The sequence below is a fragment of the [Clostridium] aerotolerans DSM 5434 genome, assembly GCF_000687555.1.
Taxonomy (GTDB): Bacteria; Bacillota; Clostridia; order Lachnospirales; family Lachnospiraceae; genus Lacrimispora; species Lacrimispora aerotolerans.
The window spans coordinates 264,522-289,218 of record NZ_JHWJ01000002.1 but is presented as its reverse complement, the minus strand read 5'-3'; the positions used below and the strand labels follow the sequence as shown (position 1 = coordinate 289,218).

Genomic DNA, 24,697 nt, shown 5'->3' with positions numbered 1-24,697 from the left:
CGCAACAATAATAGATATGGGGGACTGAGAATTGAGAAGGAGATTCATGTTACTTGCAATATCATTTTTTACAATATCGGGGATAACAGGCTGTCGGACCACCAAGCTTCAAAGTAATAATGTGAAGCTTGAAAGTCAAAGTCATATGCAAAAAGAAGCAAAGGAAGAAACAATGGCATCCGATGATAAAATACCGGAGAAATCTTCCATTGATAATGGCTGGCAAACATCGTATAAAGACATCATAACTTATGCAAAAGAATATTTAGTCGATCCATACGGTCTAAGGGAAGGAAATGGTACTGACCGTTGGGCCTACGTAAGCCTTCACGATTTTAATAATGACAGCATACCGGAATTAATATTAGGTGATTCCGTCTCCATCAGTATATTTACGTATCAAAATAACAAGGCTGAAAAGGTAATTGATTTATATGAGCCGGAAGGCTGGTACTCCATTAATAATATATATTATAGAAGAAACAGCCTCTTTCTGGTCAGCAATGGAACCAGTGGGTCCGGGTATGTATGCTTGACCTATAAGGACGGCAAATATGTGACAGGCTTCTACGATGATTATAATCCTACCACAGCAGCCGTCAATGAAGAGGATACCACGTACAGAGAGTTTGGAAAGATTTTTAACATATCTGATCTGGCAGAAAAAGAAAAAGTTCCCTTGGTCATGTTGGATTCGAATTATGAGGATATCACGATACGAATCAAGGAAGGGGAACCAAACATACCGCTGAGTAAAATTGATCTGTCAAAATTGTTATTATAATATCAAAGTTAGACATAAAAATATAAATAATTACAAATAATGAGCGCAGTTTTTGCTGTAAGAACTGAGTCTTTCTATCAGCTGCTGTTCAAGCAGCCAATTACAAGGCTTATTAAAAACTGTCTGTTTATAAGTGATGTTATAGGTGATGGGCTGCCATTTGGCGGTCCATTTTTTCTTTTTCACTTCTTACTTTTGCATTCCTAAATACATTCCCAATTATTAGTACCATACCCTTGTAATCTCTTAATATCACCATTTTACAAGCAAGTTTACAGGTTACAACACGGTATAGCTGTATATATGAACAGTTAAATATAGACTGTTATTAGATAATAATAGAATTTTGAACACTTTGTTAAAAATTTATTTATTGTATTCTGATTTACGTATAATACCGGTCAATAACTTGTGAAACACTGAATAAGAAGATTTTTCTTCCTCTTGTTCAGTGTTTTTAACGTGTTTTATAAAAGTGATAGTTTTTTAACTAAAATCAATTATTAAGAACAAAAAAATATTTTATCTGTAAAAAATGTAGTTTACAATTTTACCCTTTTTTTCTTTTTACCTTTTAGGAGGGAAGAAAATGGGAGATAGTGTACAAAAACTAATAAAGGAATATAAAGATGGGAACAAAGAGAAATTCTTACTGATTGCAGATAAAATGGAACCGCTTATAAGCAAATATGTTCGTCTTTTATATAAGGACGAAAAAGAGGACATGCATTCAGAATTCGTACTTTGTCTTTTGGAGGCAGTTAATTCCATGGGGTATTATCAGGAAGAGGGGCAATGCATTTACTTTCTAAGCAGAGCATTGAAGAACAGATTTTTGGAATTGTACAAAAAGAGTAAGCTGCATTTCGACAGCGAGATGGTAATGGAGGATGATTTCTTTACAAACATGGATATGGATCAATCAGAATTTGAAGATTGTGTCTTTCTGGAGGACCTAAAAGGATTGATGGGAAAGCAGGAGGGGAAGCAGTACCATATTCTATGCGACATAATTTTTTTGGACGAGTCCGATGCTGTCATTGGAGAAAAGAATCTGGTATCCCGTCAATACGTTCACCGGGTCAGAAAAAATTTTTATAGCCTGTTAAAAGAGAAATATTTTAAGTAGGAACCATATTACATAACAAATCAATTGGGAAGGAGATTAAGCATGGATAAAAAAATATTTGTAGAAAAAGGCACGATGGGGGCAATAGGTGCGTGGGTCATGGATCAATTTGATTTGTTAATACCAACTGTATTTTTATTAACCTTGTTGATGATCATTGATTATCTTTCCGGGATGCTGGCGTCAAAAAAGGAGGCTCTTGATCATCCCAATAACAGGCAATATGGTTGGAACAGTAAAAAAAGCCTGTTAGGCATATACAAAAAGGCAAGCTACATATTCATCATATTTGTGGCAATCTGTACCGATTACATTATCTATAAATTTACATCAGAATTAGGGATTAAATTTGAACATAAAACCATATTTGGCCTGCTGGTTTCCATCTGGCTGATCATGAATGAACTCATTTCTATTTTAGAAAATGCAGGGCGGATGGGGGCGAATCTTCCGGACTTTTTAAAAAAGGTATTAACCGAAATGCAAGGCACCATAGAAAAAAAGGGAAAGAAATTGTAACATTCCGGTTACAAGGATTCCCTTCCCTTTTCCTGATTATTTCGTTTTCATGTTGAATTTAGAAATCACCAATGTGATAAAGACAAGAAGATAGGTTAATGCCAGGAGTAAAAGGTACCGATCCCATTGAAGCACCAGAAACCCCAAGGCTGCCAGGATACTGAGTAAGAAGGTAAGATTTGTTTTTCGTTCAAATTCTTTATTCTCCTCCTCATCCACCGGCCGGTTTGGATGGTTATAGGACCCGGTAAGTTTAATAGCTGTCAGTAAAACAAGAAATAGGATAAAAGAAACAGGTGCGCTTAAATGGATATACTTTACAAGGAATAAAATCGCCGTCATGGTCATGCAGGAGAAGACCAGGCAGGAATAATAGGATTCCAGATGAAGTCCTCCGTTAAAGGAGCGGAGAGGAATAAAAAATAAGAAAAACAGGAGACATTCAATTTCCATATGCAGAGCAACTGCGATGAAAACGCTGCAAATAATATTGAGAAACAGCTCTAAGAAGCTTTGAAAGCCGTAAAGGTAAATATCGTAGTTCTCCTTAGAAATGACTCCTTTTTTCATAATGTAATTTGTAAATACAACGGATAACCGTTCCATCAGTCAACCTCCTGCTTCAATTGTAGGAAAAAAGATTTGAACTCTTTTGTCATGCTCCACCGCCCTCGTAAAGGATGACGGCGGCTTTAAAAATGTTACCTTCTGTCTCTGTTATCACTTCTCCATTATAAGTGGCAACGGCCTGTTCAATGGAAAGCATACCCATACCATGCTTTGATGGGGTATCTTTTGAGGAATCTTCTAAGGCATTCCATACCACAATGGAGAGAATTTCCTTTTGATAAGTCATTTGAATTCCAATCATTCGTTTTCCGTTTTGGATATGACGGCAAGCGTCCAGGGCATTTTCCAGAAGGTTTCCAAGAATAATCGTAAGGTTTCCATTCTGGAATGGGAGAACAGGAGGTATAAAAATGTTGGCGTTAAATTCAATGTGCTCCTTTTGTGCCACAGAGCACTTATAATTCACCAGAGAATCCACCACGATGTTTCCGCTTCGTGAGATTTCATTGATTTTCCTGGAGGTTCCGTTTTCCAGCAGGGCTGATAAGTAATGGACAGCTTCTTCGTTTTTATTTGCATTTACCATCCCTAAGAGGCAGACGAGATGCTGTTTGATATCGTGACGAAGCATTCTTAACTCAGCATCCTGAACTTCCCTTTCCTTTGCCTGTTGATTGCAAAGGTCCAACTGCTGCTCATAAAGCAGGGTCTTTTTCTGGTAATCCGTATTCTGTGCCAGGGACTCAAATACTTCAAAGATCACGTAATTAATAAATAAAAGTAAGATGCCTGAAATAAAAGAAAATAACAATTCGTCACTGGATTGATTGCTGATTACAAAGATGTTATGCATGATGTAAATGCTTCCTGCCGGCACAATAAAAAGGATGGCCATATACCGAAAGGAGATATCGGTGATACTTCTCTGCTGAAGGCAATTGCCTGTGATGATTGCAAAAACAAGCATTAATATCTTGGAAATAATGTTTCCTGAAAGTCCTGCGTTATCATCAAAATTCAGCATATATAAGATCATGTGAACAATGATCTCCACCAGCATCCAGATCGCACAGATGAGAAATGAAAAGATGGAACACTTTCTTAAGCTTTCCGAATGAGCGCAGCTGGTGACTAAAAATACAAAAAACATGTTTAACAGTAATGTAATGACCGGTGAAAGCGGTTCTCCCATGCCAACGTATACCTGAAAAAGAAAATAGGCGATCCAGACCAGGTAATTAGGCAGTTTTAAGGGAGTAGGAAGAAAAAAAGCATGGATACATTTTCTTATGACCAGGATATAAAAAAGTGCAAGAAACGGGCTGACTATGGCAGTAGAAAGCATATTCACAGGATCAGACACCTGCCTTTCTGCTTGCCAGATCACATAACTGCATCCTTATCTTTTTCTGCCTGTCCTCGCTGATCTGAAGCGTAATCTGCTCGCCGTTATTTTCAATGACCAGATTGGAGAAATTCATCTTTCTTACGTAATCATAATTTACCAGATAAGACTGATGGATTCTTAAGTAGCGCTGGTTGATTTCCTTTAGTTCCTTTTCTACGTCATTTAACTTACCGTAGAAAAACTCCTCTTCCCCATTATTAAGATAAATATGTATGATCCGGTTCCGGCTTTCAAAATAAATGACATCCTTTAGAGCAACCTTTTTGATCTCTTTATTAAAGTTAAACTGATAATAAACGTTATTTTCGCTGATCCTCTGGTAAGCTTCATGAAAATACTGGGAGAATTTAGAATGATCCAAAGGCTTTGACAGGAAACGGAAGGGCTCTACTTCAAATAACTCTTTTAAGTACTGCTCATACCCGGAGATATAAATTAATAATACCGATTTATCGGTCTCCCTGATATGGCGGGCAGCTTCAATACCGTTTTGCTGGGACATTTCAATATCCAGATATATGAGGTCAAATATGTTTCCCTGGCGGATATATTTTTCAAGCATAACACCATCAAAAAATACATCGATTTCTATTTCAATTCCATTAGCTTCAGCTTCAGCTCTTAATGTTTTTTCTAACATACCTGTGAACAGAAAATCATCATCACAAATTGCGACTCGTAACATATTCTCACTTCCTTAATTTAGTTTTTACAATAGTTTCCATTACTTGCCAAGCATCAAGGGGGTGTGCTTTGTAATCGGCATGCTTTTCCGGGTGTTTCCCGAAAAATATGGTAACAAACAACATATATTATACTATATAATTGTTTTATTTTGTATAGAAGTATTAGCTATAGTATGAATAAAAAATGAGAGAAATGGAATAAGGAAAAATTACAAATAACCTCGTAATTTCAACAAGTTAAGTATTTTGTAAGAGAAATGTTATATTTTCGTATTGCTCTGCAAAGCGGAAGCACAATCTGACATATTATTACAGACGGAATCGAGGTGATGCTATTTGAATTTATATTTGCTTTTATTACTTGCGGTGGGGATGCTTATTTTAATCACGTATTTGTTCTTTACCATCTTTGATAAAGATTTTTTAATAAAGTCAGATAGAAAAATTTACAATATAAATTTTGTTATTACGATCATTATTACCAATTATTTAGAATGGAGTGGAATTAGATTCCAATATAGTAATGAATTTCTGCTGGAAAATCTGATTTCCCTGTTTAATCTAATCAATATATTGCTTTGTCTGACCCTTTTGCTGCTAATAATCTTTGCAAAAGACCGGAATGAAATCAAAAAAAGAGGTTAATTCTCCCTTTGAAGTAATAGGTGGAAAAAATTACATGCAGTACCGTTATTATTACGATGTGATATATTTTTTGTGCAAGGATACTATAATGGACCCATCTTATAGAAAAATGATGGAGGTAGTTACTATGAAAAGTAATACAAACAATACAGCAAAACTCATGGAGAAGCTGGCAAGAAAGTCTTTAGAGCTGGCAGCAGAAAGCAGATGCATGTACATATACCATCAGCCTAAGATGCCGGCAGAGCTAAAGCAGTTTAAAAAATAGTCTGCTGAGAATTTTTACTCATTTGCTCACTGCCATTATGGAATGATAAAAAATGGCTATACTCTTTGTATATTTCCAAATGGAAAAAGGAGGAAGCAAATGAGAATTCCAAAACACATTGGAATCATACCTGATGGAAACCGGCGTTGGGCGCTGGAACAGGGAATGAAAAAAGAAGACGGATATGATAGTGGAATTTCTCCGGGAATGGACCTTTATTATATCTGTAAAGATATGGGAATTGAAGAAATGACCTTTTACGGCTTTACTGCGGATAACACCAAGCGTCCCACCACACAGCGGGAGGCATTCTCAGAGGCATGTATCAAAGCGGTAGAGAGATTATCAAAAGAAGACGCAGAACTTCTGGTACTGGGAAAAACATCATCAGCCATGTTTCCTGAGAGATTAAAGCCCTACACCACCAGATCCAGATTTGGCGGGGGTGGCATGAAGATTAATTTTCTCATAAACTATAGCTGGGAATGGGATTTAGGGCTTCAGGACGGAGCCATAGGACCTCAGTTAAAGACATCTGATGTCTCAAGAATTGATTTGGTGATCCGTTGGGGCGGACGGAGAAGGTTGTCTGGTTTTTTACCCGTTCAATCGGTCTATTCAGACATGTACATTGTAGATGATTACTGGCCTGATTTTAGACCTCAGCATATTTATGATGCTATAGAATGGTATTCCAGACAGGATGTGACCCTAGGGGGGTAATGAGTATTCGTTTCCATAGAAAAAAGCAGCGGTTTTATTCTTAAATCCGCTGCTTTTTTTACTTATATCATCAGGAAGCCCACGATTCCAAGAACCGCAAGGCAGCTGAAATTAAGAATCGTGAAATGAATTAAAAACTTTGCTTTGTTCTCGCCGTACTGGCTGCTGTAAAGAGAGTAGGCGATAATGCTGGCAAGGGAAGCCACCGGTGTTCCAAGCCCTCCGATGTTCACTCCGTAATAAAGAGCCTGGGCATGGGAGCTAAAGGGAGCAATTGCAATGGTTGCCGGAACATTGCTTATGATCTGGCTCAGCAAAAGAGAGTAGATATAAGTTGCTTTGGGCGTATGAACCAGGTCGGAGAGATATTGATTTAATTGTGGAATATGTGATACATTCCCAACTGCTACAAAAATAAAAACAAAAGTAAATATCAGTTGATAATTAGCCTGTTTTAACAGCTTTTTGTTTGTGATTAAGGTGGATAAAATCACAATGGGAAAAACGGCCAGATAGGGAATCAAGTTAAACACACTTAAAATAACAAGAATCAGTAAAAGGGTATAAAACCCCATTCCTTTTTTATCCCGAATCCGTACGTCCTCCATTTCAAACTCTATCTTCCTTGACTTAACAATAAAACCGAGTAAAACAAGGAGCACCAGGCTAAGAAGACAAAGTGGCAGAGAGAATCGAAGAAACGTTTCCGTACTCATCTTATAAAAGGAGAATAAAAACAGATTCTGTGGATTTCCAAAGGGGGTCATGCTGCTTCCTAAATTGGCGGCTATGGTAACCAGCACACAGGGAATCACAATGTCATAACTGCTTTTTTTAGAGATAATAATTAAAATCGGTACAATGGCAAGCAAGGTAACGTCATTGGTCAAGAGCATGGAAACGAGAAAAGAGGTGAGACAAAGTGCCATGGTAAGGGCGCGCTCTGTTTTACAGCTTTTACACACCTTGGTGGCGATATACTGTAGAAAATGAAACTGATCGAATGCGTCTACCACAATCATTAATTCAAACAGGCAGATGATAACTTTAAAATCAATATATTCCCACCTTGGTAATTGAAAAAAGGAAGAAATGATTGCTGCAAAGAGGGAAACGGAGAAAATCACGTTACTGGTTACATATTGTTTTATCTTAATCCAGGTCTGTACCAGATAATTCCCTGGATGTTTATCCATGGGCATTTCTTGCTGTATCATATATTAATGTCCTTTATGAGTATAATTTTAGTCTGATCTTTTTGAAATCATTTGCATTATATGCACTTTCATAGTCCATGTCAAGCTATTTATATGGACTGCAGGTCATTCCTTAACTCATTTCTGCGAAGAAGAAATGGAAGCAGAGTACCGGCTATGATCAGGCTGAAACTGTTCTGGACAAGGTTAAGAGGAATATTTAATAGGGCAGCAGATTTGCCATAGACCACACATTCAAATAAGAAGTAACCTCCCGTGACAATGCTGCTGCATATGAGTCCGGAACTTAAAAAGGGAACGAGCCGGAACGTGAAGGTGCCGCTTCTTTTCATAAGCTTCTGATAAAGATATCCGGAAAGAAAGGAAGCCAATGCCTTTATGATCAAGGTGGCAGGTGCGTAGAAAGCATAGCCTGATAAAAGATCTGCCATCATGGAGCCAATTCCGGCAGAAATGCCTCCTGTCATTGGTCCTAACAGAATGCCGCTGATTAAAACCAGGCCGTCTCCCAGATGAATATAGCCGTTAAAGGCCGATGGAATATGAATTACCATAGTTGCTACGGTAATCAGTGAAGCCATTAAGGCGCCGTATACGATTTTCTTAGTTCCCATGGATTTCATGATGTTCCCTCCTTTAGTCGTGCTCTTAGAAATAATTTAAGTCTATCATAATGAATCATTGGTATTATTCAAATAGCCAATTTGAATAAAATCATACATACCAGTTTTTAAGGATTGGATTTATTCTTATTGTAAATGAGAATATTTGCTTGATATTCTTCCTCCATATAAATATAATAGAAATTAGACCAGAATTGGCATTTAAAGCCTTTCAAGGTTAAGAATTTAAGCTATGTGGAATGGTATCTATTGAAAAAAAGTTATAGATTTAAGTGAATTCATTACTAAAGACTTATATTTCGAGAGAAATACGGAGGTGTTCCCATGAAAAAAGAATGGACAGAAGAGGATCACTGCCCTTATTGCAAACGGCATTGTTCGTTAAAAGACCCTCATTGCGGAAAAGGAAAATCTCTTGCAAAATCCATAACAGGAAAAAAGGACAGCATGAAAGTGAATGCTGTAAAAGATATTGATAAGGAAGAATTAAAGAAGCTTCAGTCTGATCTTAAATTATTTGTTCTTTATGAGAAAGCAAATGAATGTCTTATGAAAAAGGCAGATGGAAAGAATAAGGGAAAGAAGTTAAAAGGCTACATATTAAATATACTGGCAGAAAACAACGGCATCTCTCCAAAGGAATTAAAGGAATCTTCAGGTCTGTTAAAGGAAGAATTAAAAAAGGTCTTGGAAAAACTTTCTAATAAAAAAGAAATATCCATTCAGGGTTCTGATGAGAAGAGCAAAAAGATTTTTCTGACGGAAAAAGGCAGGGAAGCAGCGAGTTTACAGCTGACCGGAATGGAGAATGGAAGCGATGGTCTGTTTTCTGTTTTAGGAGAAGAAGAAAAGGAAAATCTGGAAAAAATTCTTAGGAAGTTAATGGGGTCTATGGAATAAGCAAAGGTTGTGTTTCCAGATTATTTGTAGTACAATGCTTTTTGTTGTTTATATTCTGAAAAGTAAGTAATTTGTGTAAATGTTGCAGGAGGGGGACCTATGAGAAATCAGGCCGCAAGCAGCAGTGTTATCCGCAGAATCATGGCATATTTATTCTGTTTTGCGCTGCTGTCGTCTGAATTTAATATTTTTAATATCGACATTGGCCGAAAGCTGCCCTATCCTGTGAAAAAGACGGTGTCTGAGAAGGGGGCCAGCCATAAGGGCGTCAAGGGCATCATAGAGTATATCGGTTTTGACGAAGAAGCAAGTGGAGAGATGATGAACTCCTCCATTGGCAGAGCTTCCTTTGGAGTGATGCCAATGAAGTACTTAATCTTGCGAACCGAACTTCTTTTTATTCCTCTGATCCTGTGGGCCGTAATCACGGTTTTATTGCAGGACGGCTATATAGGGAAAATGTTTCTGATACGGTTTATCCACGATTCAGATGGAGAAAAAGGAAGCTTATGGTTCGTTCATCCATTATGTCAAAATTAAAAGTAGAAAAGAGGATACGATATGAAACCAGGAAAGAAAATGCTTACTGGGATCTTGGTTGCCTTGGCAGCCCTCTGCGCTCTCGCAGTGTTTGGTCTTGGAAGCGATGTGAAGGGTATCTTAGATATGCGTTACGGCATAGATATCCGAGGCGGTGTGGAGGCGATCTTTGAGCCTCAGGATTTAAACAGAAAGCCAACGGAAGCAGAGCTCCAGACAGCGCGAGAGATTATTGAAACCCGTATGGATAACCAGAATATTTCAGACCGTGAAGTAACGGTCGATAAAAATGCCGGTTATATCATCGTTCAGTTCCCCTGGAAGTCCGGTGAGACAAACTTTAATCCAGAGGATGCCATTGCAGAGCTTGGTGAGATGGCTGAGCTTACCTTCCGGGATCCAGACGGCAAAGTTCTGATTCAGGGTAAGAATGTTAAAACAGCAGCACCAGAAACCACCACCAACAACGGAATCAAGGCATATGAAGTAGCACTTAGCTTTGATCAGGAAGGTGCAAAGCTCTTTGAAGATGCCACTGGTAACTTAATTGGCAAACGCATGAGCATTTATATGGATAACGACCTTATTTCAAGCCCGACCGTACAGACAAAGATTTCCGGCGGACAGGCTGTGATTACAGGTATGCAGGATTATAACGAAGCAAAAAGCCTTGCTGAGAAGATCAACGCAGGTGCGCTTCCATTTTCCCTTGCAACCTCTAATTTCTCTACCATCAGCCCTGCTCTTGGTAACAATGCTTTAAATATTATGATCTATGCAGGAATTGCAGCATTCTTCATCATCTGTGTATTTATGATCGGGTTCTACAAGCTTCCAGGTATTACCGCCTGCATTACCTTATTCATGCAGATGATCATTCAGATGCTTGCAATCTCCATTCCTCAGTATACACTGACCCTTCCAGGTATTGCAGGTATCATCCTGACTCTTGGTATGACGGTGGATACCAATATTATTACATCAGAGCGTATCTCTGATGAGCTGAAAAAGGGTGCCTCCATCAAAGGTGCAGTTACTTATGGATATAAGAATGCATTCTCATCCGTATTTGATGGTAATGTAACAGCTGCTATTATTGCTGCCATCCTTATGGCATTAGGTTCAGGTACCATGTTAAGCTTTGGTTATACCCTTATGATCGGTATGATCGTTAACCTTTTTGTAGGTATCTGGGTTTCCAAGCATCTTTTATTATCCTTCATCGAGAACAAGAAGTTTAATGATATGAAACACTTCCGTGTGAGAAAGGATATTAAGACCATACCGTTCTACCAGAAGAAGTATTTATTTGCCATTATTTCAGGCGTTATTACCATTGCAGGTATTGTAGGCTGCTTTACAAAGGGGGTTGCTCTTGATACCCAGTTTACCGGAGGTGCTGTTTTAAGCTACTCCGTATCCAATGAAGCAGATACAGAAAAGATTCAGGCTGCTGTAGAGAAGGAGACCAACAGACCGGTAACTGTCCAGATTAAAGAGGACAACATGACCGGACTTAAGAGACTTTCTGTTACCTTTGCAGGAAATGCAGGTATGTCTCCGGATGAGCAGAAGGCCATTACAGAAGCCATCAACACTACTTCAGATAAGGTGGATGCAAAGCTTTCTGAGACCTACGTGGTTGAGCCTTACATCGGTGCCAAGGCACTTAGGAATGCAGCACTTGCCATTGGACTTGCACTTCTCTTCATTATCGTTTATGTATGGGTCAGATTCTCTGCTATTTCAGGTCTGCCCGCGGGAATCACTGCTATGATCGCCCTGTTCCACGATACGATGGTCGTGTTCTTTGCCTTTGTACTATTTGGAATACCGTTAAACGATGCCTTTGTGGCGGTGGTACTGACGATTATCGGCTATTCTATTAATGATACCATTGTTATTTACGATAGAATCCGTGAGAACAAAAAGAATGACAGCAAGATGTCAGTCGTGGATCTTGTTAACATAAGTACAAGCCAGACTCTTGGCAGATCCATTAATACATCCATGGCAACCGCCATCTGTGTTGTGGTCATCATGGTTGCTTCCATGTACTTCCAGATTGAGTCCATCATTGAATTCTCTCTGCCAATGTTATTTGGTGTTATCACCGGATGCTATTCCTCTATCTGTGTTGCCGGTACCTTATGGGCAATGTGGGAGAAGAAAAAAGAAAAATAAAATCATCAGGCCGGAATATCATGATATACATGGTGTTCCGGTTTTATTTTATTCCTCGTTTATTTGTTTTGAAAAATTTAATGATTGGCAGATTGAATATTTTTATCAAAAATGTTAGAATATAGTAACACACGTAACTAATTATTAAAAGGAGGATGAAATCATGTTAGATAAAATTATCGTAGAAAAAATCAATAAACAGATTAATTTTGAATTTTATTCTGCTTATCTGTATTTGGATATTTCAAACTATTATGCAGACAGTAATTTAAACGGATTTGCAAACTGGTTCAAGATTCAGACCCAGGAGGAGCGGGATCATGCGTTACTCTTTATGGATTATCTGTTAAACAACGGTGAAAAGGTAGTACTGGATGACATCAAGGCTCCTCATTATACGTATGAGGATTTCCGCCAGCCAACCGTGAATGCCTATGAACACGAATTAAAGGTAACGGCTGCCATTCATGATATTTATGCAGCAGCTTATGATCTGAAAGACTTCCGTACCATGCAGTTCCTTGACTGGTTCGTAAAGGAGCAGAATGAGGAAGAGAAAAACACGGATGAGATTATAAAGAGATACGATTTATTTGGTAATGATGCCAAAGGACTCTATTTAATCGATTCTGAACTGGCCACAAGAGTCTATACAGCACCGTCACTTGTTCTTTAAATAACTTAACATTATAGTACTTATATAAAAAGCGGTCTCTGTCATGATGCCAGGTAGTTTCATTCATGGCAGGGATGGCTTTTTCTTATTTGAATCAGGAGTATTTCTTATGAAAATACACATTAACCTCATACCCCAGGAGGAAGAAGAGGAAGTGGTTTTCCGGATACATGGTATGAAAAAGCATGTGACCCAGGCCATTGATATTCTTAATCCAGGGGAAAAGGAAGCCGGCTATCTTCTTTGTAAAAAAGAGGAAAAATTCTTTAAGATTCTTGCAGGTGATGTCCTTTACCTGGAGTCCATTGACCGAAAGGTTTTTGTATACACGGAAAAAGAGACCTTGGAGATATCGGAAAAGCTCTACGTTTTGGAAGAACAGCTTTCAGAGTGCTCCTTTATCCGTATCAGCAAGTCCATGCTGCTGAATTTTGATAAGATCTATTCTTTTTATCCCAAATTAAGTGGAAACCTGGAGGCCCTTTTAGTAAATCAGGAAAAGGTGATCATATCAAGACGGTATGTGCCTGGATTAAAAAGAAAACTGGGAATGGGGGATAAAGAATAATGCAGAGCAAAATCAAAAAGATATTTCAGCTTACTTCTATGGTATTTACCGTAATTGTCCTGATGCAGCTTTTACTTGGCAACGAGTTAAACAGAACCATTCTCTATGAATATCTGGCTTGTTCTATCCTGGCTGCCATGTTAAAGCATATATTTTTCAGAGGGATCATCTTCGAATTTTCCATATGGAGACAGCTTTTATATCTCTTTATCGTATGGCTGTTTGTCATAACCGGTAATTTTCTGTTTCACTGGGGCATGTCAATGGCTTCTATTTTTGCAAGTCCGGTCATGGTAATAATGATTTATCTTGTCTTACGTCTGTTCAACTATCAGCTTGAAAAGATGGAAGTAAAAAAGATGAATGAGCTGCTGAAAAAAAAGAGGGACAGCAGATAAGGTAAAATAAGTACCGCTTAGGAGGGGATTTTGACCGCTTACGTCAAAGCATATTGCCTAATTCTTCGATTGATACTATGGTAGGGGTACCAATAAAAGAAAGAAGGAATTGATATGTTTTTGATTGAAGTAATAAAAAGGACTCCCGCTATGGTATGGTTTATTTTGGCTTTTCTCATTGTAAGGGGCATAAATTCTTCCAGGGATGGAGAAGTCTCTTTTGGAAGGATGATAATCGTACCCCTGATTTTTATGATATGGGGCCTGGAAAAGCTTTTTACAAGTTTTCATTATCTTTCCATTGCCCTGGTCTGTTATGTGATAGCAGCAGGTCTTGGAAGCATGCTTGGGTATGTCCTGTATAGCCGTTTTCGAAGGGTATATAAAAAGGAAGGAGTGTTTTACCGCACAGGCTCCTACCTTCCACTGGCAATCATATTGATTAATTTTTTTATGAAGTACATTCTTAATGTTGTTTTAGCAATTCAGCCGGATTTTTACGGAGACTTAATGTTTAATATCATTTATTCGGTGGTTTGCGGTGTTTCCGTGGGTATGTTCATTGGGGGAATTTATCAGGTCATCGTGGGGTGCAGAGCTTATTTGGAAAGCAGGGGTGCAGAGGTTTAGCTGAGTGTAAAAAGGGGGAAGCTATTTGGCAAAACAAAGGGAGAAGGTAGAGTATCGGTATTATGAAATTCCGGAGGGGGAAGTCGTACTGGCTCTTTTGGGAGAGGATTGGATCAGAGAATACGGAAAGCAGATTAAATTTCTCCATTTTCATAATTTATTAGAGATTGGATATTGTCACTGGGGAAGCGGGGAGGTTGTGCTGGGACAGGAGCATATTCCATTTTCCGGGGGATCGTTTATGGTGGTCCCTCCCCGGCTTCCCCATACCACGAACAGCGATCATGGGACAAAGGGATTTTGGGAATGGATGTATGTAGACTTAGATAAGTTGGTCTCTGACTTAAGTCAATATGATTCTATGATGAAGAAAACCATGTTAAAGCGCATTAAGAAAACCGGGTATCTGTTAACCGAAAAGGAAAATCCGGTTTTGGCGAAGCTGATACTTGGAATCATGGAGGAGGCACGAAGTAAAAAGCCATACTATAAGGACAGCATAAGAGGACTTCTTGGTGCCTGTGTGGTGGAATTTTTAAGGCTTTCCGATGATGAGGAGAAGATCATGAGATCCAGGTCCAACACCACCCTCATTGCCGGTGCTCTGGAATTTGTCTCAAGCCACTACATGGAGGAAATCAGAATCAGCGATCTGGCAGATGCCTGCAGCATCAGCGAAAGCCATTTCCGCCGTGTGTTCGAGGAGGGAATGAATATGAAGCCAGTGGATTATATCAACTTAATCCGTATCCAGAATGCTTGTGAGCTGTTAAAAAGAACGGAAAAAAATATGGAAGTGATATCGGCTCTATCTGGATTTGCTTCTATTTCCGCCTTTAACAGGAATTTTAGAAAAGTCATGAATATTTCCCCTTATCAGTGGAAGAAATCTTCAGAAAATTATGAGAGCAGATTGCTGTACTGTAAGATCAGTGAACAAAAAGGCTGGGATTAAAAGCGCAAATGATTGAATTTGCGCTTTTTTTAATTGAATCTAAAAGCTTTATAAGCGAAAATATTGGTATAATATAGCTAATATTTACAAGTTGACAACATGAGCTTATTTTTACTGGATTGGAAATGAATGGGGGAATATGATTTGGACAAGCTAGAACTATACCGCCCGGAAGATTCCATTTACGTAGAAAAGGGAAATGGAACAAGGGTCAATTATTTTATCTTTGATGAATTTGAGATTCATGAGAATGTGATTTCACCGAAATCTGCACAGGAATGGCATATGCATCGGGCAATCGAGGAGGTACTTGTTGTTACCTCTGGAGAATTGACCGTCAGGTGGAAGGATGAAGGAGGCATCTACCGGGAGACCGCATCTAAGGGGATGGTCATCCGTGTGGGTAATTCCGTTCATACCATTGAGAACCGAACCAATGAGGAGGCTGCCTTTCTGGTATTTCGTATGGTACCGGATGGGAAGGACAAACGTAATGTGATCAAGCATGATAAAGTGATTTTCCCCTGAATGTATTCAGGGTGTGGGTTGAAAAAGATGCTTGGATGAGATTCATCCGATCTTTGAAATTATATTAATTTAAAGGAGGAGTTTCGCTATGAAGAAAAAAATCGCATCTCTATTATTGGCAGGGGCTATGGCAGCATCCCTGACCGCCTGCGGCACCGGAGCAGGTGGCAGTACTGGTACCACCGGGGATACAAAGGGGGAGGGAGCCAAGGCTTCCAATGAACTGACGGTATGGTGCTGGGATCCAGCCTTTAACATCTATGCCATGAATGAGGCAGCCAAGGTTTACCAGAAGGATCACCCGGATTTCAAGCTTAATGTGGTGGAAACCCCATGGGCAGATGTTCAGACAAAGCTGACCACAGCCGCCACCTCTGGTAATGAGGATTCTCTTCCTGATATCATTCTTCTTCAGGATAATGCCTTCCAGAAAAATGTAATCAGCTATCCGGATACATTCAAAGACTTGACAAGCAGCGGTATTGACTTTTCCAAATTTCCAAAAGCAAAAACGGCTTATTCGGTGGTAGAAGGAAAGAATTACGGTGTCCCATTTGACAATGGAGCTGTTGTTGCCTGCTACCGGACAGATGTTTTAAAAGAAGCCGGATATACGGTAGATGATTTTAAAGATATCACATGGAGCAAGTATCAGGAAATGGGAGAAAAGATTCTTGCTAAGACAGGCAAACCTTTATTATCCTGTCAGGCTGGAGAATCCGACCTGATTGTAATGATGCTTCAATCTGCTGGCGGAAGTCTGTTTGATAAAGACGGAAAACCAAGCATGGTCGGCAATGACAAACTGAAAAAAGTAATGGAAACCTATGCTTCTTTAGTAAAGAGCGGTGTTCTTATAGAAGTCAATGACTGGGATCAGTATGTAGGAACCTTAACAAACAGTACGGTAGGCGGAACCATCAACGGATGCTGGATCATGGCAAGCATTCAGACCGCGGAAGACCAGTCCGGCAATTGGGCAATCACCAATATGCCTAAATTAGAAGGGGTGGAAGGCGCTACTAATTATTCTAATAACGGAGGATCCAGCTGGGCAGTAACGTCTGCAAGCAAGAATCCGGATCTCGCCTATGATTTCTTAAGCAAGACCTTTGCAGGAAGTACAGAGCTTTATGAAACCATTCTTCCAAAGTCCGGAGCCATGGCAACCTACCTTCCGGCAGCTGAGAGTAAAGTTTATGGTGAGCCTCAGAAATTCTTCGGAGATGCTCCGGTCTACTCTATGATTACTGATTTTGCTTCCAAGGTGCCATCCAATAATACGGGAGTTTACTACTACGAAGCACGTGATGCTGTGGCAACTGCCATTACAAAGGTAGTAGCAGGCGGAGACATCGATGCAGAGATCAAGAATGCAGAGGATACGGTTAATTTTGCAATGGGCAAGTAAGAGACGCTAGGAGGTGGCATTTCCAGTGATTCATTCTAAGAATAAGCTTTCATTGGGTCAGAAACAGAGCAGGGCAGGCTGGACATTTTTAACTCCTGCGGTTCTTTTAATCGCAATCATGAGCTTTCTGCCCATGATTCAGGCCCTCTTCCTATCCTTCCAGACAGGAATCGGCAACAAGATGAAATGGACGGGTGTGACCAATTACATCCGAATGTTTAAGGATCCGGTTTTTGTACAGGCGCTGAAAAACAATTTTATCTATCTGATCATTCAGGTGCCTATTATGTTGATTTTAGCCCTGGTGCTGGCTTCCCTGTTAAATCATAAGGACCTTCGGTTTAAAGGGCTTTTCCGTACCGCCATATTTCTGCCATGTGCCACCTCACTGGTATCCTATGCTGTAATCTTCCGCTCCTTATTCGCTGTGGACGGACTGGTGAACATTATCCTAATGAAACTGGGATTCTTATCCACAGGCTATAACTTTTTAGGACATCCAAACAGTGCCAGAGTCGTAATCATTCTGGCACTGATCTGGAGATGGACTGGCTATAACATGGTATTTTACTTATCCGGCCTTCAAAACATTGAATATTCTGTTTATGAGGCGGCTAAAATCGATGGAGCATCCCCCGTTCAGTCATTCTTTCGGATTACGGTGCCTCTTTTGCGGCCAACCATTCTTCTGACTGCAATCATGTCCACCAACGGAACCCTGCAGCTGTTTGATGAATCCGTGAACTTAACCAATGGCGGACCGGCAAACGCTACCATTACCATGTCACACTATATTTATAATGTTTCATTTAAGTATGTACCTAATTTCGGCTATGCGGCATCCATGTCTTATCTGATTCTCTTTTTGGTGGCAGTGCTTGCATTCGTTCAGTTAAAGGTAGGTGATAAACGTGACTAAGGGAAAAAAGCTCTTCGCTTATACATTTTTAATCATTATTTCTTTGATCTCTGTATTTCCGCTTTACTGGATGATGGTCGCGGCCACCAACCGGAGCGTGGATGTTACCAGAGGAACGCTGATGTTTGGCACGGCTCTCATGGATAACTGGATCAAGCTGTTTGGCTCCCAGAACGTTGGCACGGCACTTTTTAACTCCTTTAAATATTCCATTATCATGACTCTCATCTCCCTGCTCATCTGCTCCATAGCAGGATACGGCTTTGAGGTGTTTCATGATAAGGCAAAGGACAGGGTCATGAGTGTGATCTTACTGGCTATGATGGTTCCCTTTGCGGCCACCATGATACCTCTTTATCAGATGTTTTCAAGGGCAAGGCTGTTAAACAGTACCCTGGGATTCATACTGCCGACCATATCCACGCCATTTTTAATCATGCTGTTTCGTCAGAGCGCCAGATCCTTTCCATCGGATATCATGGAGGCGGCCCGCTTAGACGGATTGTCGGAATTTCAGATCTTTTACCGTATGTTCTTACCTACCATGCGGTCGACCTACGCAGCGGCTATGACCATTACGTTTATGAACGCCTGGAACAGCTATCTCTGGCCAAAGGTAATTATGTCAGATGCAAAAAGCATTACCATGCCTATGCTGGTGGCAAACTTAACAGAAGGATATGTGACGGATTACGGAACCCTTATGCTGGCGGTCTTAATCTGTACTATTCCAACGGTTATTATCTTCTTCCTTCTTCAGAAGAGCTTTGCAGAGGGAATTACAGGTGCAGTAAAATAAAAATATGATTACAGGCACCGCGGCCGGTTTTTCCTGTGGGGAAATGGTAGCGGTGCTTTTTAGAAAGGAACTTCTGCTTATGAATAACTTGGGATTATGGCATGGAGGAGATTACTATCCGGAGCAATGGCTGGACCAGCCTGAAATATTAAATAAGGATATAGAGCTGTTTTTGCAGGCCGGTATCAATACGATTACTCTTGGTGTATTTGCCTGGTCATTTCTGGAGCCGGAGGAAGGGAAGTTTGATTTTTCCTGGCTTAAGGAACGGGTGGACCAGCTTTATGAAAATGGAATTTCTGTCATCATGGCTACTCCCTCCGGAGCCCGGCCCAAATGGCTGTCAGACCGTTATCCTAACGTGCTTAGAGTGAATGAAACAAGGCAGCGCCAGCTGTTTGGAGGCAGGCATAATCATTGCTATACCTCTTCGGTATACCGGGAAAAGGTAGCACGGATCAACCAGAAGCTTGCTCAGACATTGAAAGACCATCCTGGAGTCATTATGTGGCACATTTCCAATGAGTACGGGGGAGAATGTCATTGTCCTCTTTGTCAGGATGCCTTCCGTAGATGGCTGAAAAAACGATACGATTCCATTGAGGAACTGAACCAGAAATGGTGCAATGCATTCTGGAGCCATAAGTATCTTTCCTTTGAACAGATTGAAAGTCCATCCACCATTGGGGAGAATATGGTTCATGGTCTGAACCTGGAATGGAAGCGGTTTGTGACAGAGCAGACTTCAGATTTTGCCGCCTGTGAAATAAGAGCCCTTCGGGAGGCAGGTGTCATGCAGCCGGTCACAGCTAACTTCATGTATGATTTTAAGGGACTGAATTACAAACGCTTCTCTAAGGAGATTGATGTGGTATCCTGGGATTCCTATCCTCTCTGGCATAAGAGGGAGGAGATTCTTACCGCCAGAGACAATGGCCTTCAGCATGATTTTATGAGAAGCTTAAAAAAGAAGCCGTTCCTCTTAATGGAATCCAGTCCGAGCAGCACGAACTGGCAGGGGGTCAGCAAGCTGAAAAAGCCTGGTATGCTAAAGCTGGATTCCCTTCACGCGGTGGCTCACGGCTCTGACAGCGTGCTGTATTTTCAAATGCGGCAGAGTAATGGAAGCTCTGAAAAGTTTCATGGAGCAGTCATCGACCACTATGGCGGTGAGGATACCCGGGTATTTAAGGAAGTATGTGAGATTGGAGAAGCCCTTAATTCCTTAAAGGAAGTGGCTGGAACCAGTGTCCGGTCTAAGGTCGCATTGATTTACGATACGGAAAGCCGCTGGGCCATGGAAGATTCCCAGGGACCCAGGAATAACGGTCTTTATCATCACGAGGCTTGTGTAAAGATCTATAGTGCTATAAAGAAACTGGGCTTTAATGTAGATGTCGTATCCATGGAAGATGACTTCTCAGGATATGAGTTTATAGCTGCCCCTATGCTATATATGTTCCGCAGTCAGGTGGAAGAAAAGCTCCGGACCTTTGTAGAGGAAGGCGGAAAACTTATGGTAACCTATTGGTCCGGCATTGTGGATGAGTGGGATAATTGTTTTCTGGGAGGTGTTCCTTACGGTCTTATGGATGTCCTGGGACTTCGGAGTACTGAGATTGACGGACTGTACGATGGAGAGGTCAATCACCTGGTTCCTGTTTCTGGATCATGGGAAGAGAAGGAGTATGAGTGCCGCAACCTTTGCGATCTTATAAGAGTCCAGGGAGCGGAAGCGCTTTTTGTATACGGAGATGATTTTTATCAGGGATATCCGGCACTGACCAGAAATCAGTATGGAAAGGGCCTTGCTTATTATGTATGCGCAGATGCGGAAGCCAAATTCTATGATGACTTTTTTAGAAGGGTCTTGAAGGAAAGTAAGATAGAACCCCTGGTAAGAGGAGAGATTCCAGAGGGAGTAGAAGTGTGCTCCAGAGAATCTGATGAGTTTGAGTATCTGTTTATCCAAAATTTTAACAGGGAACCGGTAACGCTTTCTTCTGAACTGATGGATGATATTGGGTCTGGAACGTTCCTGTATGGAGAAATATCTGTAAATGGAGAAATCGTCGGTTATCAGACCGTTGTGGTAAAAAGAGATAAGTAACTGCATTTATATTTGATAAAAAATGAGTAAATAAACACATAATTTCAAGAAATTAATTGTTTTGTCATTTTAAAAGTTGTATAATAGATATAATGTTTTGAAAAAATGACACTTGTTATTTGGAAGCTTATTAAAATCAATGCCTAATGGCTTGAAATATACTTAGGAGGTGATAACCAGAAAAATAGAACGCTTAGAAGCCACATGGCTTCCAGGTTTTAAGCAGTCTAAGGGTTCCCCCATGCTTTTATACTGCGGTAACTCATTCTTTTATTCTGGGCTTCCTGCGCACAAATAAAGGGCCTGTTCATGTAGAGATATTGGTAGCCCGTTCATTTTCACTTAATGGAGGTGATGGGTAAAATAAAAAATAATTGGAAAAAAGGTATATAGTTATATAGTACACAATAAAAAATAATAAGAGAAGAAAGTTGGGGTTTATAGTGTATGAGTAATTTAGACTTATTTTTAATTATTTCCATTTTGGTATCTGCACTTGCTTTTGGGTTTGCGGCCTGGCTGTTTCGATGGGTCAAGGCTCAGCCGTCTTCCAATGAAAGAGTGGAAGAGATCGGCAGCTACATAAGGAAGGGTGCAAATACATTTCTTCGAAAAGAATATCTTGTTTTGGCAAAATTCTGTGGGGCAGCTGCGATTGCTATTTTTATATTCCTACCGGCTCCTATCTGGAAAGGCGGATCAATCTTACCGAATCTGATCATTGTGATCGCCTATTTATGCGGTACTGTTTTTTCCGCGTTTGCCGGTAAAATCGGAATTACAGTGGCAACCATGGCAAATATAAAGACAGCGGAGTCAGCCAGAAATGGCGGCTTAAGACCTTCCTTTTTATCCGCATTCCGCGGCGGTGCCGTTATGGGAATGGCGGTTGTAGGAAGCTCTCTTTTAGGTGTTGCCTTAGTCATGGCGATTACCCACGATGCCACCGCACTTCTTGGCTTTAGCTTTGGGGCGAGTTCCCTGGCTCTTTTTGCCAAAGCAGGCGGAGGAATTTTTACGAAAACAGCAGATATCAGTGCTGACCTTGTCGGTAAGGTGGAACTTGGTATTCCAGAGGATGACCCAAGAAATCCAGCAGTTATTGCAGACAATGTCGGTGATAATGTAGGTGATGTGGCAGGAATGGGAGCGGATTTATTCGATTCTAACGTGGCTTCCATGGCTTCTGCTCTGGTTATGGCAATCGCTCTTGGCAATAAGATGGGAGTCGATTACGCAGCTATGGTATTTTGCTATGCAGCCCTTGGACTGTTATCCTCAATCTTTGGAGTTATGGCCGCACGTATGGGGAAAAAAGGCGATCCTACCATGGCACTCAATATGAGTACATATCTTACTACAGGCATCTTTGCAGTTCTGACCGCAGGCGCCACCGCTTTCTTTTCCTTTGACTGGCGTATCTGGGGAGCAACGGCAATTGGTCTGCTTGTGGGCGTTGTTATAGGTATTACAAGCGATTACTTTACCAATGACGACAAAAAACCTGTCCGAAATGTGGCAAAGGCATCAGAATCCGGCCCGGCATTTACTATTTTGTCCGGTGTATCCTATGGATTTTTAAGTGTACTTCCTTCCATGGTCGGTATTGGAATTTCAGCAATGATTTCCTATCATCTTTGTGCATCCATTTCACCCGATGATCCCATTGCGGGAATGTTTGGTATTTCTATGGCAGCAGTCGGTATGCTTTCCATCGTTGGTATGATCATATCCAATGATGCTTACGGGCCGATCGCGGATAATGCCAGAGGTCTTGTGGAAATGGGTGATTTAGGAGAGGAAGCTCTGGAAATCACAGACTCTCTCGACAGCGCAGGTAATACAGTAAAGGCAGTTACAAAGGGCTTTGCTATTGCAGCAGCAGGTCTTACGATTATATCTCTGCTTGGTGCATTTATGAGCGAGGTCAATGAGGCAGCAGGCTCCGTCGTTTTAAAGGGCTTTGATATCATCAATCCGTCCGTATTCTTTGGAATGTTAGTGGGAGCAGCGATTCCAGCCATCTTCTCAGCCATGCTGATGCTTGGCGTTGACAGAAATGCACAGCGTATGGTTTCTGAAATCCATCGCCAGTTCAGAGAAATCAAAGGCTTAAAAGAAGGAAAACCAGGAGTCATGCCAGAATACGATAAATGTATCGACATCGCGACTCATGGTGCGTTAAAAGAGCTGATTCCGGCTGGATTTGTCAGCATCATTGTTACGATCGTTGTTGGATTTATCGGCGGCGTGGAAGCAACAGGCGGATATCTCACCGGTAATATTATCAGCGGCCTTCTCTTAGCCCTGTTCATGAGCAACTCTGGCGGACTTTGGGATAATGCGAAGAAATACATTGAAGCAGGCGGCAATGGCGGAAAGGGCAGCGATGCTCATAAAGCAGCAGTCGTTGGAGATACCGTAGGAGATCCCTTTAAGGATACCGCGGGTCCATCCATTAACACACAGATTACCGTGGTTTCTCTGGTAGCTTCCTTAATGGCTTCCCTGTTCCTGTCATTTTCATTGTTTTAAAATGAAATGAATCAGTTTATAGGAAGGAACGCAGCTTGTCTGCGTTCCTTTTTTTGCTCTATTGGAGAGATCCTATCTGCCATCATAAGGGAAGAAGAAATTAACTTGACGGGTAAACAAAGGGGTGTTAAAATATGAATGAACAAATTAATATTCATTCATATTTTGCTAATCAGGAGGATGACTTAAATGAAAAGGGTTACCGCGTTTATAGGAAGTGCCCGCAAGCAGGCAACTTATGAAGCAGTCCGTGAATTTGAGAGAAATTTGAATTCGTACACAGAAGTGGAATTTGAGTATGTTTTCTTAAAGGACTATCGGCTGGAGTTTTGCAGGGGATGCAAGCTATGTTTTGATAAGGGAGAAGAATTCTGTCCCATTCACGACGACCGGGATTTACTGATTGATAAGATAAACCATTCCGACGGTGTTATATTTGCCACCCCTAATTATTCCTTTCAAGTTTCAGCGCCCATGAAGAATCTACTGGATCGGCTGGCTTTTGTTTTACATCGGCCATGTTTTTTTGGAAAGGCATTCACCTCCATTGTTACTCAGGGGGTTTTTGGAGGAAACTCTATTGTGAAATACCTTGACAGTATGGGAGAAAATTCCGGATATAGTGTTTCAAAAGGCTGTGTATTGACGACTTTGGAGCCGATTACAAAAGCCGCAGAAGAAAAAAACTCCCGTAAAATCAAAAAAGCAGCGGCTAGGTTTTACCGGGTGCTTATGCGTCCGTCTCCTCCAAACCCTTCATTTTTCAGGCTGATGATGTTCCGGATGTCGCGGACGACCATGAAAGAAATGCTAAGCGATGAATATTGTGACTATCGGCATTACAAAGAAGAGGGCTGGTTCCAGTCGGATTATTATTACGATGTCTCCTTGAATCCTGTCAAAAAGCTGGCGGGCTGGTTTTTTGATTTTATAGGGCATCGGATGTCGAGGCAGAGTTAGGGATTTTGCTGT

25 protein-coding genes are annotated in these 24,697 nt (G+C 40.7%); 20 read left to right on the top strand and 5 right to left on the bottom strand.

Going from position 1 to position 24,697, the window contains the following annotated elements; genetic code table 11:
• Positions 1-46 precede the first annotated feature (46 nt).
• The 3 genes from T546_RS0104100 (at position 47) to T546_RS0104090 (ending at position 2,432) form a co-directional block, all read left to right on the top strand.
• Positions 47-784 (top strand): hypothetical protein, encoded by a 738-nt coding sequence (locus tag T546_RS0104100; protein ID WP_026890532.1) that lies wholly within the window; start codon positions 47-49, stop codon positions 782-784.
• Between the two features lie 589 nt (positions 785-1,373).
• Positions 1,374-1,913, top strand: a complete 540-nt coding sequence (locus tag T546_RS0104095; RefSeq protein WP_026890531.1) for a hypothetical protein — start codon at positions 1,374-1,376, stop codon at positions 1,911-1,913.
• A 42-nt stretch (positions 1,914-1,955) separates the two neighbouring features.
• Positions 1,956-2,432 (top strand): phage holin family protein, encoded by a 477-nt coding sequence (locus T546_RS0104090; RefSeq protein ID WP_024836961.1) that lies wholly within the window; start codon positions 1,956-1,958, stop codon positions 2,430-2,432.
• Positions 2,433-2,468: 36 nt separating this feature from the next.
• On the opposite strand, the gene T546_RS0104085 is transcribed toward T546_RS0104090, so the two are convergent.
• The 3 genes from T546_RS0104085 to T546_RS0104075 are packed head-to-tail and all read right to left on the bottom strand — an operon-like array spanning position 2,469 to position 5,095.
• A complete protein-coding gene (locus tag T546_RS0104085) occupies positions 2,469-3,038 on the bottom strand; it encodes an accessory gene regulator ArgB-like protein (RefSeq protein WP_026890530.1) in 570 nt (189 codons plus the stop codon).
• Positions 3,039-3,087: 49 nt separating this feature from the next.
• A complete protein-coding gene (locus T546_RS25865; RefSeq protein WP_051629591.1) occupies positions 3,088-4,389 on the bottom strand; it encodes a sensor histidine kinase in 1,302 nt (433 codons plus the stop codon).
• Positions 4,358-5,095 carry a LytR/AlgR family response regulator transcription factor gene (locus tag T546_RS0104075; protein ID WP_026890528.1) on the bottom strand — a complete coding sequence of 246 codons (738 nt, stop codon included), beginning with the start codon at positions 5,093-5,095 and terminating at the stop codon, positions 4,358-4,360. The genes T546_RS25865 and T546_RS0104075 overlap by 32 nt, the downstream gene beginning before the upstream one ends.
• Positions 5,096-5,868: 773 nt before the next feature.
• On the opposite strand from T546_RS0104075, the gene T546_RS0104065 reads away from it, so the two are divergent.
• Together T546_RS0104065 and T546_RS0104060 are read left to right on the top strand one after the other, a co-directional pair.
• Positions 5,869-6,009, top strand: coding sequence for a cyclic lactone autoinducer peptide (locus T546_RS0104065; protein ID WP_026890526.1), 141 nt, complete (start codon positions 5,869-5,871; stop codon positions 6,007-6,009).
• Between the two features lie 99 nt (positions 6,010-6,108).
• Positions 6,109-6,732 carry an undecaprenyl diphosphate synthase family protein gene (locus tag T546_RS0104060; RefSeq protein WP_026890525.1) on the top strand — a complete coding sequence of 208 codons (624 nt, stop codon included), beginning with the start codon at positions 6,109-6,111 and terminating at the stop codon, positions 6,730-6,732.
• Positions 6,733-6,794: 62 nt separating this feature from the next.
• Here T546_RS0104060 and T546_RS0104055 read toward each other — a convergent pair whose 3' ends face one another.
• Both T546_RS0104055 and T546_RS0104050 read right to left on the bottom strand, forming a co-directional pair.
• Positions 6,795-7,949: an SLC13 family permease gene (locus T546_RS0104055; RefSeq protein WP_242842183.1), complete on the bottom strand. Its 1,155-nt coding sequence runs from the start codon at positions 7,947-7,949 to the stop codon at positions 6,795-6,797.
• Between the two features lie 89 nt (positions 7,950-8,038).
• Positions 8,039-8,572, bottom strand: a complete 534-nt coding sequence (locus T546_RS0104050; protein ID WP_026890523.1) for an ECF transporter S component — start codon at positions 8,570-8,572, stop codon at positions 8,039-8,041.
• Between the two features lie 324 nt (positions 8,573-8,896).
• Here T546_RS0104050 and T546_RS0104045 point away from each other — a divergent pair, with 324 nt between their 5' ends.
• The 15 genes from T546_RS0104045 (at position 8,897) to T546_RS0103975 (ending at position 24,685) form a co-directional block, all read left to right on the top strand.
• Positions 8,897-9,472, top strand: a complete 576-nt coding sequence (locus T546_RS0104045; protein WP_026890522.1) for a MarR family winged helix-turn-helix transcriptional regulator — start codon at positions 8,897-8,899, stop codon at positions 9,470-9,472.
• Positions 9,473-9,571: 99 nt separating this feature from the next.
• Positions 9,572-10,012, top strand: a complete 441-nt coding sequence (locus T546_RS0104040; RefSeq protein WP_026890521.1) for a hypothetical protein — start codon at positions 9,572-9,574, stop codon at positions 10,010-10,012.
• A 21-nt stretch (positions 10,013-10,033) separates the two neighbouring features.
• Positions 10,034-12,196, top strand: coding sequence for a protein translocase subunit SecDF (locus T546_RS0104035; protein WP_026890520.1), 2,163 nt, complete (start codon positions 10,034-10,036; stop codon positions 12,194-12,196).
• Positions 12,197-12,359: 163 nt separating this feature from the next.
• Positions 12,360-12,872, top strand: a complete 513-nt coding sequence (locus T546_RS0104030; protein ID WP_026890519.1) for a ferritin — start codon at positions 12,360-12,362, stop codon at positions 12,870-12,872.
• Between the two features lie 109 nt (positions 12,873-12,981).
• A complete protein-coding gene (locus T546_RS0104025; protein ID WP_026890518.1) occupies positions 12,982-13,440 on the top strand; it encodes a LytTR family DNA-binding domain-containing protein in 459 nt (152 codons plus the stop codon).
• Entirely contained in the window at positions 13,440-13,838 is a 399-nt protein-coding gene (locus tag T546_RS0104020) for a hypothetical protein (protein ID WP_034597759.1), read from the top strand. The genes T546_RS0104025 and T546_RS0104020 overlap by 1 nt, the downstream gene beginning before the upstream one ends.
• Before the next feature lie 114 nt (positions 13,839-13,952).
• Positions 13,953-14,468: a DUF6622 family protein gene (locus T546_RS0104015; protein WP_026890516.1), complete on the top strand. Its 516-nt coding sequence runs from the start codon at positions 13,953-13,955 to the stop codon at positions 14,466-14,468.
• Between the two features lie 25 nt (positions 14,469-14,493).
• Complete coding sequence (locus T546_RS0104010) at positions 14,494-15,423, top strand: AraC family transcriptional regulator (RefSeq protein WP_026890515.1); 930 nt, start codon at positions 14,494-14,496, stop codon at positions 15,421-15,423.
• A 144-nt stretch (positions 15,424-15,567) separates the two neighbouring features.
• Positions 15,568-15,951, top strand: a complete 384-nt coding sequence (locus T546_RS0104005; RefSeq protein ID WP_026890514.1) for a cupin domain-containing protein — start codon at positions 15,568-15,570, stop codon at positions 15,949-15,951.
• Between the two features lie 88 nt (positions 15,952-16,039).
• Complete coding sequence (locus tag T546_RS0104000) at positions 16,040-17,362, top strand: ABC transporter substrate-binding protein (protein ID WP_026890513.1); 1,323 nt, start codon at positions 16,040-16,042, stop codon at positions 17,360-17,362.
• A gap of 28 nt (positions 17,363-17,390) precedes the next feature.
• On the top strand, positions 17,391-18,281 hold the full coding sequence (locus T546_RS0103995) for a carbohydrate ABC transporter permease (protein WP_026890512.1): 891 nt from the start codon (positions 17,391-17,393) through the stop codon (positions 18,279-18,281).
• Positions 18,274-19,080 carry a carbohydrate ABC transporter permease gene (locus T546_RS0103990; protein ID WP_026890511.1) on the top strand — a complete coding sequence of 269 codons (807 nt, stop codon included), beginning with the start codon at positions 18,274-18,276 and terminating at the stop codon, positions 19,078-19,080. The genes T546_RS0103995 and T546_RS0103990 overlap by 8 nt, the downstream gene beginning before the upstream one ends.
• Positions 19,081-19,084: 4 nt before the next feature.
• On the top strand, positions 19,085-21,190 hold the full coding sequence (locus T546_RS0103985; protein WP_330371852.1) for a beta-galactosidase: 2,106 nt from the start codon (positions 19,085-19,087) through the stop codon (positions 21,188-21,190).
• A 447-nt stretch (positions 21,191-21,637) separates the two neighbouring features.
• A complete protein-coding gene (locus tag T546_RS0103980; protein ID WP_026890509.1) occupies positions 21,638-23,725 on the top strand; it encodes a sodium-translocating pyrophosphatase in 2,088 nt (695 codons plus the stop codon).
• A gap of 189 nt (positions 23,726-23,914) precedes the next feature.
• On the top strand, positions 23,915-24,685 hold the full coding sequence (locus T546_RS0103975) for a flavodoxin family protein (RefSeq protein WP_026890508.1): 771 nt from the start codon (positions 23,915-23,917) through the stop codon (positions 24,683-24,685).
• Positions 24,686-24,697: the final 12 nt, after the last annotated feature.